We start from the raw sequence: 13921 nt of genomic DNA on the forward strand, positions 1-13921 counted from the left end.
TCAGTCCAGTTTGTCGCCTTCGATGTGCCACTTGGCCAGGAGCGCGGCGTAGCTGCCGTCGGCCTGCATGTCCTTGATGATCTGCGTCACCGCCTCGCTCAGTTGCTTGTCGTCCTTGCGGATGCCAAGGCCGGTGAGGATGCGCGCGAAGGCCGGCACGCCGATCTCGAACAGGTCCGGCGCGGTGCTCTGGTAGTAGCCGGCGGTTTCCACGGTGGTGCCGTAGGCGTCGGTCTGGCGGATGCGCAGGGACTGGAAGGCGTCGGTGTCGGTGTTGTAGACCACCACCTTCATCGGCGGCTTGCCGGCCTTGGCCAGCTTCTCGTTGTGTGCTTCGAGCAGGGTGCGGATGGTCGAGCCGTTGAGCACCGCAACCTTCTTGCCGGAGAGATCGTCCAGGGTGCGGATGCCCTCGGGGTTGCCCTTGCCGACGACCACTGCCTGGCTGGAGTACATGTAGTTGACCATGTCGATCACTTCGCGCCGTTCGGGCTTGTCGAACAACTGGTCCACCAGCATGTCGCACTGGCCGGCGAGCAGCGCCGGGATCAGCCCGGAGAAGGGCGTGATGCGCCAGTCGATCTTCTTGTCGCCCAGACGCTTGGCGATGGCTTCGCCCAGGTCGATGGTGACACCGGTCAGCTTCTGGTTGGCGTCATAGAAGCCCATGGGCGGAGAGTCCATGCCGCCGCAGAAGGTGACCTTGCTGGCGTTCTGCAAGCGGTCGGGAATCTTCACATCGGCGTGCGCCAGTGGGGCGGCCAGGCAAAGGGCGAGAAGGCACTGCGGGATCCTGCGTTCGAACATGTTGCTCTCCGGGGTGGGGTTGCCAGGGGCAGTTCAGGGACACAGAAGTACGGGTCTAGGCGCCCGTTGCTTCGATTCGCTTCTTCGTGGATCGACTTCGTGAATTTGCTTTGGGTGGATGGCGCTTTGGGTGGATTGCGCGTGGGTGGATGGCGCTGTCAGGTGGCTTGCGCCTCCAGGAATTTCGCGAGGGACGGGATGGTCCCTTCGATGTGGTCGCAGATCACCCGCTCGGCTTCGCGGGCATCGCCGGAGCGCAGCGCGTCGAGGATCACCGCGTGTTCTTCGCGGGCGCTCATGGGCTTGTCGACGTGCTGCAGCCACAGGCGCATATGCGGCTCGATCACCGAATACAGGGCGGTGATCTGCCGTTGCAGGCGCGGACGTCCGGAAAGGCTGCAGAGGTATTCGTGGAAGGCGCGGTGGCGGCTGACCCACCCGGCGCTGTCGTCGCGGTAGTCGTCCATTTCGTCGAGCATGCGTTCCAGGCGCGAGAGGTCGCGGTCGGTCAGCTGCGGCACGGCGAGGCGGATGGCCAGGCCTTCGAGGGCGCTGCGCATCTCGAAGACTTCGCGCATCTCATCGATGTTCAGGCCGCTGACGATGGCGCCGCGATTGGGGCGCAGGGTCACCAGGCCCTCGGCGTCAAGGCGCTTGAAGGCGCCGCGCACGGGCATCCGGCTCATGCCGATCTCGCTGGCGATGTCCTCGGCCACCAGGCGGTCGCCGGTCTTGTAGCGGCCGGTGCAGATGGCCTGGAGGAGGTAGTCATAGGCCTCGTCTTCGGCACTCATCGGTGGGCGGGCAGTGGGCACCAGGCGCATGGGGAGTTTCCTCGTGGATTTTTGGATCCAATTATCCATGCATGCAAATAAGCAGATGCCGTGCCAATGATGGCGAAGTGATTGGAATTGGGCGGGGTAGAGCGGTAGGTGTAGGACGGCGGAGTGGGAACGATGGAATGGGAAGGGGCGAAACGGTAACGGATAGGGCAATTCGTGCGTGTTTGCGGTGCGCTTCGGTAACGTTGTGGTGCAGGGGTGGTGCAGCAAGGGGGCCGCATTTTGTAGGAGCGAGCTTGCTCGCGAAGGATTACCCGGCGATACCGCCGCTGAGGTTGGTTCGCGAGCAAGCTCGCTCCTACTGCTTCGGGCCGCGCTCCGCGTTCACTGGAGAACACACCTACACACAAACCGGCTGGTCGATAGTTGACCAGGACGCTTGGTGAATGACCGCGGCTTTCTATAGAATGCCCAAACGTTTCAGCAGACCATGCATCCCTCCCACAACAAAAGCCAAAGCCGAAGGCTTTGCGTGTCTCTCTGCGCAGGACGTCCCTCATTCCATCAAGCAGGCCTCAGAGCCGGCGGAGGAGGGAACTGAGTCCCGACTCATCCTCGTCAACTGTCGCCTTGCCCATCGTGCGCACTTTGCGCGCCGGGTTCGGCCTTCACGCTGTATGACGTCGATGGGGAAGGCCAAGCCCTAACGACGAGAAACCTTTCGATGATCAAGAAAGTTAGCGGGGCGCTGCTGGGCCTCGCTCTGGCAGTGAATTGCGCGCCCGCGTTCGCGGATACCAAGAAAGTCGACGTGCTGCTGATCGGCGGCGGCATCATGAGCACCACCCTGGGCGTCTGGCTCAACGAGCTGGAGCCGGGCTGGTCGATGGAGATGGTCGAGCGCCTGGACGGCGTCGCCCAGGAAAGCTCCAACGGCTGGAACAACGCCGGCACCGGCCATTCCGCCCTGGCCGAGCTGAACTACACCCCCGAGGACAAGGACGGCAACGTCACCATCGCCAAGGCGGTGGAGATCAACGAGTCGTTCCAGATCTCCCGTCAGTTCTGGGCCTGGCAGGTGCAGAACGGCGTGCTGAAGAACCCGCGCTCGTTCATCAATTCCACCCCGCACATGAGCTTCGTCTGGGGTGACGACAACATCGCCTTCCTCAAGAAGCGCTACGAGGCGCTGCAGGCCAGCCCGCTGTTCCGCGGCATGCAGTACTCCGAAGACCCGGCGCAGATCGCCAAATGGGTGCCGCTGATGATGCAGGGCCGCGACCCGTCGCAGAAGATCGCCGCCACCTGGACGCCGATCGGCACCGACGTGAACTTCGGCGAGATCACCCGCCAGTTCGCCGGCTACCTGCAGACCAAGCCCAACTTCAGCCTGAAGCTCTCCAGCGAAGTCGAGAACATCACCCGTAACAGTGATGGCACCTGGCGCGTCGAGTACAAGAACCTGAAAGACGGCACCGTTACCGAGACCGACGCCAAGTTCGTCTTCATCGGCGCTGGCGGCGGCGCACTGCGCCTGCTGCAGAAATCCGGCATCGAGGAAGCCAAGGACTACGCCGGTTTCCCGGTGGGCGGTTCCTTCCTCGTCACCGAGAATCCGACCATTGCCCAGCAGCATCTTGCCAAGGCCTATGGCAAGGCCTCGGTCGGCGCGCCGCCGATGTCCGTGCCGCACCTGGACACCCGCGTGCTCGATGGCAAGCGCGTGATCCTCTTCGGGCCGTTCGCCACCTTCTCCACCAAGTTCCTCAAGGAAGGCTCGTACCTCGACCTGCTGGGCAGCACCAACGTTCACAACGTCTGGCCGATGACTCGCGTGGGCATCGACGAGTACCCGCTGGTTGAGTACCTCGCCGGCCAGCTGATGCTGTCCGACGATGATCGTCTCGCCGCACTGCGCGAATACTTCCCCGAGGCGAAAGCCGAAGACTGGCGCTTGTGGCAGGCCGGCCAGCGTGTGCAGATCATCAAGCGTGACGCAGACAAGGGCGGCGTGCTGAAGCTCGGCACCGAGATCGTCGCTTCCGCCGACGGCAGCATTGCCGGTCTGCTGGGCGCTTCGCCGGGCGCTTCCACTGCGGCGCCGATCATGCTCAACGTGCTGGAGAAGGTGTTCAAGGACAAGCTCGCCACCCCCGAGTGGCAGGCCAAGGTCCACCAGATTGTCCCGAGCTACGGCACCAAGCTCAACGACAGCCCGGAGAAGACCTACGCCGAGTGGAGCTACACCGCCAAGGTCCTGCAACTGGACCCGCCGCCCGCCATCGACCAGGCCCCGGCCGCCCAGCCAACCGACGCTGCCCCGGCGCCAGTAAAAGCCGCCAGTGACATGGCGCTGTAACCGACCCAGGGGTTCCACGGGCCCGCTCATTGGCGGGCCTTGTGCTTTCAGCTCAAACGAATCTTGGAACTGTTCGGAACGCAAATGGTACCGACGCGATCCAAGGGAGACGAAACGTCGTTACGTGCTGGCCGGTGCGGACATGGATTGCTCGTGCTGGAACGGTTTCACCCGTGATGATTTCGCTCAACTCCCGGCTGGATCGGAGCGTTGGTGGGTTGATCGTGGACGCAGTTCGCTACTACGCCAGGCTTGCTATTCGCTGTAACGGGAACACCCGGCATGCGCCTCCTTTCCCCGAGAGGAAAGGGCCGGGGACCTGGGGAGGGAAGGGCGTGGCACTGTAGGGGCGAGCCGACCTGCCATGGATGTCCGGGCGGGGCATGCGGCCGGCTCGCTCCTACGGCGGCCAGTGAGTTGCTATCAACCGTGTGGCCAAAGCGCCCGTGACAGAGAGCCTGGGCTGTTCGTGAGCAAGCTCGCTCCTGCCGCGGTATGGTTCCGCGTAGGAGCGGACGCCGTCCGCGATCGAATCTCCGCCACTCCAATTGATCTGGGCGCTGCGCCCGGCTATGGCGATCGAGGCCACATCCCGAACACCACGCACTTATGCCCTGTCGAAGGTGCGGGCGGACGGAGTCCGCTCCTGTGGGGCTCCCCCAGGCGGGGCCGTCAGCGCCCCACGCGCTGCTGCAGATGGGCTGGATAGCGCTCACCGACGATCTCGATCTCGCGCAATGCCGTTTCGATGGCGCTGAGGTCGGTGGCGTCCAGCACCAGTGAGGCCGCGCCGAGGTTTTCCTCCAGTCGATGCAGCTTGGTGGTGCCGGGGATCGGCACTATCCACGGCTGCTGGGCCAGTAGCCAGGCAATGGCGATCTGCGCGCGGGTCGCGCCCTTGCTGTCGGCGATGCGGCCGAGCACCTCGATCAGGCCCGCGTTGGCCTTGCGATTTTCCTCCGAGAATCGCGGCACAACGTTGCGGAAATCGTTGGCCGAGAACTGCGTGCGTTCGTCGATGGCGCCGGTGAGGAAGCCCTTGCCCAGCGGGCTGAAAGGCACGAAACCGATACCCAGTTCATCCAGCAGCGGGATGATTTCCTTCTCCGGTTCACGCCACCACAGCGAGTACTCGCTCTGCAGCGCTGCCACCGGTTGCACGGCGTGAGCACTGCGGATGGATTGTGGGCCGGCTTCAGAGAGGCCGAAGTGTTTCACCTTGCCTTCGCGGATCAGCTCGCCAACGGTGCCGGCAACTTCTTCCATGGGCACGTTAGGGTCGACGCGGTGCTGGTAGAAGAGGTCGATGCGGTCGGTCTTCAGGCGCCTGAGAGAAGCCTCCGCCACGGCGCGAATGTTCTCCGGGCGGCTGTCCAACCCCAGGGACACGTCACCGTCCCTGAAGCCGAACTTGGTGGCGATCACCACCTGGTCGCGCACCGGTGCCAGGGCTTCGCCCAGCAACTCCTCGTTGGTGAAGGGGCCGTAGGCCTCCGCGGTGTCGAAGAAGGTCACGCCGCTGTCGAAGGCGCTGCGTAACAAACGGATGCCATCGTAGCGATCCACCGCCGGCCCGTAGCCGTAGCTCAGGCCCATGCAGCCCAGGCCCAGTGCCGATACCTGCAGGCCGCTGCGGCCCAGTGTGCGCTTGTCCATCGATGTCTCTCCTGAAGCGGGAAGGGCAGGATTGCCCGGCGAAACCTCTGGAATGGACTTTACTCAAGGACTTTCGCCGTGATTAGACGGGCCAAAGCGCATTCGCCTATGAGCCTGGCTCATGGGTTATGCCAGGGCATTCATGAGACTGCCTCATAGGTCCAAACGTGTTTCGGCTCTTAATCAGCGGCCCGACGGGGCCTAGCATGGCCCATCAGTCAATAGCGAAGCGGAGAACACCATGAGCGAACCAGCTTCCACCGCCCACAAGGCCTTCGGCGACATCGCCCCGGCGCTGGCCGACTACACCGATCAGGTGCTGTTCGGCGATGTCTGGGAGCGCCCCGGCCTCTCGCCACGTGACCGCAGCCTAGTCACCGTCTCCAGTCTGGTGGCGCGCTACCAGGCCAACGAACTCCATTTCCACCTGGGCAAGGCGCTGGACAACGGCCTGACCCGCGAGGAACTGATCGAGGCCATCACCCACCTGGCTTTCTATTCCGGCTGGCCCACGGCCTCCACCGCGCTGGGCGTTGCCCGCCGCGTGTTTGCCGAGCGCGACGCCGCCTGAGGAGTACCCCATGCAATACCGTTACCTGGGCCGCAGCGCCCTGAAAGTTTCACCCCTGTGCCTGGGCGCCATGATGTTCGGCGGCGAGACCGATGAGCCGACCTCGCGCCGCATCATCGACAAGGCCTTCGAGCAGGGCGTCAACTTCCTCGACACCGCCGACGTCTATCACAAGGGTCGCTCCGAAGAGGTCGTCGGACGCGCGGTGGCCGACCGGCGCGATGACTGGGTGATCGCCAGCAAGTTCGGCAACGCCCTGGGCGACGGCCCGAACAACCGTGGGCAGTCACGCAAGTGGATCTATCAGTCGGTGGAAGACAGCCTGCGGCGCCTGGGCACCGACTACCTGGACATCCTCTACTTCCACCGCACCGACGTTGACGCGCCGCTGGAAGAGGGGTTGCGCGCAGTAGGCGAGATGATTCGCCAGGGCAAGGTGCGCTATTACGGGCTGTCGAATTTCCGTGGCTGGCGCATCGCCGAAGTGGTGCGCCTGGCCGACCAGTTGGGCATCGACCCGCCGATCTGCAGCGAGCCGCTGTACAACCTGGTGGATCGTACCGCCGAGGTCGAGCAGCTGCCTGTCGCCGGCCACTACGGCATCGGCGTGGTGCCTTACAGCCCGTTGGCCCGTGGTGTGCTCACCGGCAAGTACCGGCCCGGCGCCGAACCGCCGGCGGACTCCCGCGTCGGCCGCGGTGACAAGCGCATTCAGCAGACCGAATGGCGACCCGAATCGCTGCAGATCGCCCAGCTCATCGCTGAGCACGCAGCTGCCCGCGGTACCACGCCAGCGGCTTTTTCCCTGGCCTGGGTGCTGAACAATCCGCTGGTCAGCTCGCTCATCGCCGGCCCGCGCACCGAGGAGCACTGGGACGGCTACGTGTCCGCGCTGGACTTGCAGCTGACCACCGAGGACGAAACCTTCGTGGACAGCCTGGTGCCGCCCGGCCATGCCTCCTCGCCCGGCTACAGTGACCCCGCCTATCCCGTCGAAGGCCGCCCGGCCCGCCGTTGAAGCCCATCCATTCGAAGCGTCAGGAGCAATGCCGATGAAGACCCTTGGATACGCCGCGCAGAACCCGAAGGACCCGCTCGGGCCTTTCACTTTCGAGCGCCGCTCGCTGCGCGACAACGACGTGGCGATGGACGTTCTCTACTGCGGGGTCTGCCATTCCGACCTGCACCAGGCCCGCAATGACTGGGGCTTCAGCCGCTACCCGATGGTACCGGGCCACGAGATCGTCGGCCGGGTCACCGCGGTCGGGCCGAAGGTCACCCGTTACAAGGTTGGCGACGCCGTGGCCGTGGGCTGCATGGTCGACTCCTGCCAGCAGTGCGACCAGTGCCGCAAGGGCGAAGAACAACTGTGCCGACAGGGCAATACCCAGACCTACAACGGTGTCGATCGCGTGACCCGCGAAGCGACCCAGGGCGGTTATTCCAAGCAACTGGTGGTGCGCGAGGAGTTCGTCCTGCGCGTGCCGGATGGGCTGGACCTGAGCAAGGCTGCGCCGTTGCTGTGCGCCGGCATCACCACCTATTCGCCGCTGCGCACCTGGAACGTCGGGCCGGGCAGCCGCGTGGGCGTAGTCGGCCTTGGCGGCCTGGGGCACATGGCGGTGAAGCTGGCGGTCGGCCTGGGTGCCATCGTGACCGTTCTCAGCCGCACGCCGGACAAGCGCAACGATGCCATGGAGCTGGGGGCCGATGCCTTGCTGGTGTCGTCCGATGCGCAGGCGATGAAGGCGGCGGCCAACAGCTTCGATCTGATCATCGACACCGTGCCGGTGAAGCATGATCTGAAACCCTACATGCCGCTGCTGGACATCGACGGCACGTTGGTGATGGTCGGGCAGGTCGGGCCCATCGACGAGATCAGCAGCATCCCGCTGCTGCTGGGGCGTCGGCGTATTGCAGGCTCGCCCATCGGGGGCATCGCCGAGACCCAGGAGATGCTCGATTTCTGCGGCAAGAAGAACATCCTGCCGGAGTGCGAAATGATCCGCATGGACGAGATCAACCACGCCTTCGAGCGCATGGAGCGCTCCGACGTGCGCTACCGCTTCGTCATCGACCTGGCAACGTTGTCCTGATTCGGGCCTGAACCAGTTCTGACGCGGCACGCCGGGCGCGCACTGCGCCCGGCTTTCATTCCTGATAGCGCAGCGCGTCCACCAGCACCGAGAAGGCGCGGGATTTCTGCCGCCGGCTGGGGTAGTAGAGGTGGTAGCCGGGGAAGGTCGGGCACCAGTCCTCCAGCACTTTTTCCAGGCGCCCGGCGGCGACGTGCTCGGTGACCATGTCGGCAGGCAGGTATGCGAGGCCGAAACCATCCAGCGCGGCGCGAAGAATGTGCGGGCTGCTGTTGAAGGTCAGTTGCCCTTCTACCCGCGCCTTCACTTCGTGCCCGTCCTTGGCGAACTCCCAGGCCATCAGCCCGCCGTAGGTCGGCAGGCGCAGGTTCAGGCAGTCGTGGCTGGCCAGCGCAGGGACATCGTGTGGGCGGCCCTTGCGGGCAAGATAGGCCGGGCTGGCCACCACCGCCATGCACAGGTCCGGAGCGATACGCACGGCGATCATGTCCTTGGCCACCTGGTCGCCGAGGCGCACGCCAGCGTCGAAGCGTTCGGCGGCGATGTCGGTCAGGCCGTAGTCGATGCTCACCTCGACCCGGATGTCCGGATAATCCGGCAGCACTTTCGACAGCTTCGGCCAGAGCACCGTACTGGCCGCGTGTTCGGCGGCGGTGATGCGCAGGTTGCCGACCGGCTTGTCGCGGAAGTCGCTGAGGGCAGCCAGTTCCGCCTCGATTTCCTCGAAGCGCGGGGCGAGCGTCTGCAGCAGGCGCTCGCCCGCTTCCGTGGGAGAAACACTGCGGGTGGTGCGGCTCAGCAGGCGCAGGCCCAGGCGGGTTTCCAGGGCGCGAATGGTGTGGCTCAGCGCCGACTGGGAGACGCCCAGTTGCGCCGCCGCCTTGGTGAAGCTGCCTTCGCGCGCCACGGTGACGAAGGCGATCAGGTCGTTGAAATTTTCCCTTGGCATCTTGGCTCCGCTGCAACCCGCGCGGTTGGGCACCACGCAGGGGCAGTGTATCCGATGCCTAGAGCGTGACCACGACTTTGCCGAACTGCTGGTTGGATTCCAGGTAGCGGTAGGCCTCCACCACGTCCTCGAAGTCGAAGGCGCAGGCAACCACCGGGCGCAGCGAACCGTCGGCCAGCCCCGCGAAAATGAAGTCCTTGGCCGCCTGCAGGCGTTCCGGGTCTTCCAGCACTTCGTAGACGCGATAGCCGCGCAGGACCAGCGAGCGACTCAGCACTTCGAACAGCGGGAAGGGCGTGGGCTCGGGGCTCAGTCCACCGTACTCGATGAGGATGCCGCCTTCGGCCATGGTGGCGGTCAGGGGTTCGAAGATCGGGCCGCCCACCGGGTCGAACACCACCCGCGCGCCGGCCTGGCCAGTGATGTCGATCAGCCGCGAGCGCAGGTTTTCCTCCTCGCTGGCGATCACCTCGGTGGCGCCGGCCTGCAGCAGGGCTTCACGCTTGGCCGAAGTGCGGGTGACGGCAATCGGCACTGCGCCCACACGCCGGGCGATCTGGATGGCCGCCAGGCCAACGCTGCTGGATGCTGCGGTGATGACGGCAAAGTCCCCGGCGCGCAGACCGGCGACCTGGACCAGGGCGCCATAGGCGGTGAGGTACTGCATCCAGGTGGCGGCAGCTTCAGCCCAGGTCTGCCCCGGCGGATTCTTCACCAGGCGAACCTGAGGGACGACCAGGTGTTCGGCATGGGTCGGTTGCTCCTGCATCGAGGTCGGAGGCAGCACGCTCACCGCGTCGCCCGGGGCGAATCCGCGTACCCGGCTGCCCACGGCCTCGACCAGCCCAGTGGCCTCAAGGCCAAGCCCGGAGGGCAGTTGCGGGCTCTCGATGTAGCGGTCCGTGCGTAGCAGCACTTCGGCGCGGTTCAGCCCCAATGCCTTGACCCGGACGCTCACCTCATCCGGGCCGGGCTGGCGAATCTCCACCTGTTCGAGGCGCAGAACTTCCGGTCCGCCGATCTGATGAAAGCGAACGGCACGGGCGATGATTTTTTCCATGTGATGCTCCAATACGAAAGTGATTCGACGCAAAGTCACTATCGAAGATGGGAATCAGCGAATAAATGGCGTATAGAAACGCTGAGTCAAAAGCAGGAGTTTCGAATGGATCGCCTCACCAGCATGGCGGTGTTCGTCCGCGCGGTGGACCTCGGGTCCTTCGCGGCAGCCGCTGATGCCCTGGAAATGTCCGCGCCCATGGTGGGCAAGCACGTGCGCTTTCTCGAGGAGCGCCTCGGCGCCCGGCTGCTCACGCGCAGTACGCGCCGGCAGAGCCTGACCGAGGCCGGGCGGATCTACTACGAGCGCTGCCGCGCCTTGCTGGCTGATGCAGAGGCGGCGGACATCCTCGCCGCCGGCGAAGTCGCCGAGCCACGCGGTCGCTTGCGAGTGGCCCTGCCGGTGCATTTTGGCCGTCGATGCGTGGCGCCGGTGTTGCTGGAGCTGGCACAGCGCTATCCGCAACTGGAACTGGATCTGCGCTTCAGCGACCGCCTGACAGACCTGGCAGAAGAGCAGATCGACCTGGCCATTCGAACCGGCGAACCGGAACCCAGGGCCGGCGTTATCGCCCGCCGCATCGGCCGGCAGCGGATGGTGGTCTGCGCTGCGCCCGCATACTTGGCGGCGCACGGCCGACCGCAAAGCATTGCCGAACTGGCGGCACACCAGGCGCTGGTTTATCACCGTTCCGGGCGGATAAACCCCTGGTTGTTCCCTCGCGAAGGGATGACGCCGGAGGAATTCGCGCCGAACGTGCGGCTGCGCTTCGATGACCTGGCCGCCATTGCCGATGCGGCGGTTCGCGGCATGGGCCTGGCGTGGCTGCCTTACTGGCTGGTGAGCGAGGCGATGGTGGTGGGGGAACTGGAGGAGTTGCTGCCAGAGCAGCCGGGATTCCTCTACGGGGTACATGCGGTCTGGCTGCAGACCACGCAGCTGCCGCGCAAGGTGCGCCTGGCGATTGATGCGCTGGTCGAGGTGATCCCCGGCCTGGTGATGCCGGGGCTGGCGGAGTAGGGCAGCCATGGCAGCCGCCCAATGGGTTCAGTTCGCCGGAGTGAGTTGCAGCACGCGGTTACGGCCGCCTTCGGCCAGCAGGTAGCCGCCCTTGCCGTCGGGCACGATGGATTGCGGCGCCTTGAGGAACGACAGGATGGTGCGCGGCTCGCCCTTGCCGTTCCACAGCAGCAGTCGGGCGCGATGAGTCGAGTCCTCGCTGATCCACAGGCCGCGGGAGTCGCACATCAGGAACGTCGGCTGGTTCAGGCCCGAGAGCAGCACCGGGTCCTGGCCGTCATCGCTGAACTGGTGCACCACGCCTTTCTTCTTCTCGGTGTAGAGCAGTTTGCCGTCGGTGCAGCGGGTGACGGATTCGGTCTCCTGCAGGCGGTCACGCAGCACGGTCAGCTCTCCGTCGCTCCAGCGGTAGCGCAGCAGGCGGCCGTTCTCACCGCGGTCTTCGATGGCGTAGAGGTTGTCGCCGTCGTCCCACAGGCCTTGGACGGACTGGCCCATGAACAGGTCCGTGACCTTGCCGTCCTTGAGCAGCTGTACCGGCCTGCCATCGGACTCCTGGCTGAACACCCAGCCGCCCTGGGCAGCGATCATGCCATCCGGCTTGGACAGCCCATCGACCATGACCCGGCGCTGGCCATCGGCGCCGATTCGCAGGATGTTGCCCTTGTCCTTCTTCAGTTCCTGGCTGACCAGCAGGCCGCCGTCAGCCAGGGGGACCAGCGACGCAGCCTTCTGCACGTTCTTGTGCAGGACCTCGACGGACCAACCATCGGCCGCCTGCACGGGGTAGAAGTCCTGCCAGGCGAAAAAGGCGAGCGCGGCAGCGATGACGAAACTGGCGCCGGTCAGGGCCAGGCGGAACAGCGGGCGGCGGGACGAGCGCGCGGATGTCTGGGGCATGTATCGGTTGCCAATACAGGAGGTGGGCAACGCTGGGCATTCCTTGTGGTTGTGCGCCTTCCTGGCGTCCAGCGTGCGGCCGGGCATGGTAACCAGACAGTTCAATGGCAAGCTAGAGCGAAAAGCAGTGACGGACATCACGCCTGTTAGAGGTAAAGCGATGGCCAATCGTCGTATATCCGACACTGTTGGGACGAATGTGCAGCGAATCAGTGGGTATCGCTGTAGGAATTTGCGGTTTATTGCCGCGTTTGAGCCTATTTGCCAGCCATGCGGGAGTACTGGGAAGACGGCTTGATGGCCAATGGCCTACAATTCCTGCGTCCTTTGCTGAGGACAATCCAGACGGCTGTTGCGGACAGGAAGTCCGCAACAGCCGTTTTCTTTTTCCGCATCAGTTCGCTGGGCGCAGCGCCTGAACCGCTTCGAGTTTCTGCAGGCGCAGCGGCGCGCCGCGCAAGAAGGTACCGATCTGGCTGGCGTCCAGTGGCGCGCCGAACAGATAGCCCTGGGCGCAATCGCACCCCAGCTGCTGCAATTGGCGCAGCTGCGCGGCGTTCTCCACCCCTTCGGCGATCACCCGCAGACCGAGTTCGCGGCCCAGCGCCAGGGCATTGCGCAGCACGATGAGGCGGCGCGGATCGCCGTTGTTCACATCGGCGAGCAGATGGCGGTCGAGCTTCAGCTCGGTGAACGGCAGCTCCATCAGACGCTGCAGGGTGGAGTGGCCGCAGCCGAAGTCATCGATGGCCAGGCCGCAGCCCAGCAGGCGCAGACGCAGCACGTTTTCCAGGCTCAGGGCCGGGGCGTGCAGTGGCGAGGACTCGGTCAGTTCGAAGGTGATACGCCTGGGGTCGATATCCAGGCCTCGCAGGTTGCGCTCCACGGCGGCAGCGAAACCAGTCTGGGCGATCTGCTCAGGCTCCAGGTTGAAGGACAGCTTCAGTTCGTTGTTGCCCTGGGCGCGCAGCGCTTCGACAGCCTGGGTCATCAGCTCGAAGAGCATGCCGTCGAGCCTGCCCGAGCGGCGCAGGGCCGAAAGGAACTCTCCGGGCAGCAGCACCGCACCGTCTTCCAGCTGCCAGCGCGCGAGCACTTCGAATCCGTAGATTTGCGCGGTGTCGACGTTCGCCTTGGGTTGCAGGTAGGCGCGCAGCTTTCCTCGCGCGAGCGGACCAGCGGCTTCCCTGTCGTCGTCAGTGGCTGCTTCGGCCAGTGGCAGCCCGAGCTGCCCGCCCGATGGCTGGAAGTCACTGAGCAGGGCCCGCAGGCGCTCCAGGGTCGCTGCATCGTTGCCCAGCCAGAACACTCTCATGCCCTGCAATTGCAGGAGGTGGGAGAGTGCACTCCAGGTGCCGGGGGCCATTTCACCGCTGACCACGACGCCATGGGCCAGGCGCTCGCGGGCAACGGTCTGGAGCAGTTCCAGGCACGCCACCGGGTCGATGCGCACATCGCAGATCAGCAGGTGGACGCCGCCCTGGCTGCGCATCCGGTCCAGCGCGATTGCGTTGCTGGAGACCGCCGAGAGGAAGCTGTAGCCCAGGTGATGCAGCGCGGTGACAGCGGTCGAGCGGTGCAGACCGGACGCTTGGAGCACCAGCGCGGAGAGCGGAGACATGTGGTTTTCCCATGGAAGATGGCCCGGCACATTCTCGAAAATGACGTCCTCGTTGAGAGGCGGAGGATTCCGGGCCTTCTGTAAGGAAAATCTCATCAAG

12 protein-coding genes are annotated in these 13921 nt (G+C 65.0%); 5 read left to right on the forward strand and 7 right to left on the reverse strand.

Annotated features, from left to right (window positions below):
- Together ACNFH5_RS26530 and ACNFH5_RS26535 are read right to left on the reverse strand one after the other, a co-directional pair.
- Positions 1 to 807 carry an ABC transporter substrate-binding protein gene (locus ACNFH5_RS26530; RefSeq protein ID WP_416751247.1) on the reverse strand — a complete coding sequence of 269 codons (807 nt, stop codon included), beginning with the start codon at positions 805 to 807 and terminating at the stop codon, positions 1 to 3.
- A 158-nt stretch (positions 808 to 965) separates the two neighbouring features.
- The gene (locus ACNFH5_RS26535) at positions 966 to 1631 is read right to left on the reverse strand and encodes a GntR family transcriptional regulator (RefSeq protein ID WP_416751249.1); all 666 of its coding nucleotides are present in this window, start codon (positions 1629 to 1631) and stop codon (positions 966 to 968) included.
- Positions 1632 to 2313: 682 nt separating this feature from the next.
- Here ACNFH5_RS26535 and mqo point away from each other — a divergent pair.
- On the forward strand, positions 2314 to 3948 hold the full coding sequence (gene mqo, locus ACNFH5_RS26540; protein WP_416751251.1) for a malate dehydrogenase (quinone): 1635 nt from the start codon (positions 2314 to 2316) through the stop codon (positions 3946 to 3948).
- Positions 3949 to 4620: 672 nt separating this feature from the next.
- On the opposite strand, the gene ACNFH5_RS26545 is transcribed toward mqo, so the two are convergent.
- On the reverse strand, positions 4621 to 5604 hold the full coding sequence (locus ACNFH5_RS26545; RefSeq protein WP_416751253.1) for an aldo/keto reductase: 984 nt from the start codon (positions 5602 to 5604) through the stop codon (positions 4621 to 4623).
- Between the two features lie 241 nt (positions 5605 to 5845).
- On the opposite strand from ACNFH5_RS26545, the gene ACNFH5_RS26550 reads away from it, so the two are divergent.
- From ACNFH5_RS26550 to ACNFH5_RS26560, 3 genes are read left to right on the forward strand one after another with little or no spacing between them, the layout of a single operon-like run.
- Positions 5846 to 6175 (forward strand): carboxymuconolactone decarboxylase family protein, encoded by a 330-nt coding sequence (locus ACNFH5_RS26550; RefSeq protein ID WP_088421705.1) that lies wholly within the window; start codon positions 5846 to 5848, stop codon positions 6173 to 6175.
- Between the two features lie 10 nt (positions 6176 to 6185).
- A complete protein-coding gene (locus tag ACNFH5_RS26555; protein ID WP_416751256.1) occupies positions 6186 to 7193 on the forward strand; it encodes an aldo/keto reductase in 1008 nt (335 codons plus the stop codon).
- A 34-nt stretch (positions 7194 to 7227) separates the two neighbouring features.
- Entirely contained in the window at positions 7228 to 8271 is a 1044-nt protein-coding gene (locus ACNFH5_RS26560) for an NAD(P)-dependent alcohol dehydrogenase (protein ID WP_416751257.1), read from the forward strand.
- 55 nt (positions 8272 to 8326) lie between these two features.
- Here the strand turns inward: ACNFH5_RS26560 and ACNFH5_RS26565 are convergent, their stop codons facing one another.
- Positions 8327 to 9220, reverse strand: a complete 894-nt coding sequence (locus tag ACNFH5_RS26565) for a LysR substrate-binding domain-containing protein (RefSeq protein ID WP_416751259.1) — start codon at positions 9218 to 9220, stop codon at positions 8327 to 8329.
- A 58-nt stretch (positions 9221 to 9278) separates the two neighbouring features.
- Complete coding sequence (locus tag ACNFH5_RS26570; protein WP_416751261.1) at positions 9279 to 10280, reverse strand: zinc-dependent alcohol dehydrogenase family protein; 1002 nt, start codon at positions 10278 to 10280, stop codon at positions 9279 to 9281.
- Between the two features lie 105 nt (positions 10281 to 10385).
- On the opposite strand from ACNFH5_RS26570, the gene ACNFH5_RS26575 reads away from it, so the two are divergent.
- Positions 10386 to 11300 carry a LysR family transcriptional regulator gene (locus tag ACNFH5_RS26575; RefSeq protein WP_416751263.1) on the forward strand — a complete coding sequence of 305 codons (915 nt, stop codon included), beginning with the start codon at positions 10386 to 10388 and terminating at the stop codon, positions 11298 to 11300.
- A gap of 27 nt (positions 11301 to 11327) precedes the next feature.
- Here ACNFH5_RS26575 and ACNFH5_RS26580 read toward each other — a convergent pair whose 3' ends face one another.
- Together ACNFH5_RS26580 and ACNFH5_RS26585 are read right to left on the reverse strand one after the other, a co-directional pair.
- The gene (locus tag ACNFH5_RS26580; RefSeq protein WP_416751265.1) at positions 11328 to 12200 is read right to left on the reverse strand and encodes a hypothetical protein; all 873 of its coding nucleotides are present in this window, start codon (positions 12198 to 12200) and stop codon (positions 11328 to 11330) included.
- Between the two features lie 394 nt (positions 12201 to 12594).
- Positions 12595 to 13821, reverse strand: a complete 1227-nt coding sequence (locus ACNFH5_RS26585) for an EAL domain-containing protein (RefSeq protein ID WP_416751267.1) — start codon at positions 13819 to 13821, stop codon at positions 12595 to 12597.
- Positions 13822 to 13921: the final 100 nt, after the last annotated feature.

Origin of the sequence: Pseudomonas sp. NY15435, from assembly GCF_048068295.1 — a bacterium.
In the GTDB taxonomy this organism is placed as follows: domain Bacteria; phylum Pseudomonadota; class Gammaproteobacteria; order Pseudomonadales; family Pseudomonadaceae; genus Pseudomonas.

Bases quoted from the DNA above. Each gene is read 5' to 3' on its own strand.
- ACNFH5_RS26530 (WP_416751247.1), bottom strand. From the start codon at position 807: ATGTTCGAACGCAGGATCCCGCAGTGCCTTCTCGCCCTTTGCCTGGCC.
- ACNFH5_RS26535 (WP_416751249.1), bottom strand. From the start codon at position 1,631: ATGCGCCTGGTGCCCACTGCCCGCCCACCGATGAGTGCCGAAGACGAG.
- mqo (WP_416751251.1), top strand. From the start codon at position 2,314: ATGATCAAGAAAGTTAGCGGGGCGCTGCTGGGCCTCGCTCTGGCAGTG.
- ACNFH5_RS26545 (WP_416751253.1), bottom strand. From the start codon at position 5,604: ATGGACAAGCGCACACTGGGCCGCAGCGGCCTGCAGGTATCGGCACTG.
- ACNFH5_RS26550 (WP_088421705.1), top strand. From the start codon at position 5,846: ATGAGCGAACCAGCTTCCACCGCCCACAAGGCCTTCGGCGACATCGCC.
- ACNFH5_RS26555 (WP_416751256.1), top strand. From the start codon at position 6,186: ATGCAATACCGTTACCTGGGCCGCAGCGCCCTGAAAGTTTCACCCCTG.
- ACNFH5_RS26560 (WP_416751257.1), top strand. From the start codon at position 7,228: ATGAAGACCCTTGGATACGCCGCGCAGAACCCGAAGGACCCGCTCGGG.
- ACNFH5_RS26565 (WP_416751259.1), bottom strand. From the start codon at position 9,220: ATGCCAAGGGAAAATTTCAACGACCTGATCGCCTTCGTCACCGTGGCG.
- ACNFH5_RS26570 (WP_416751261.1), bottom strand. From the start codon at position 10,280: ATGGAAAAAATCATCGCCCGTGCCGTTCGCTTTCATCAGATCGGCGGA.
- ACNFH5_RS26575 (WP_416751263.1), top strand. From the start codon at position 10,386: ATGGATCGCCTCACCAGCATGGCGGTGTTCGTCCGCGCGGTGGACCTC.
- ACNFH5_RS26580 (WP_416751265.1), bottom strand. From the start codon at position 12,200: ATGCCCCAGACATCCGCGCGCTCGTCCCGCCGCCCGCTGTTCCGCCTG.
- ACNFH5_RS26585 (WP_416751267.1), bottom strand. From the start codon at position 13,821: ATGTCTCCGCTCTCCGCGCTGGTGCTCCAAGCGTCCGGTCTGCACCGC.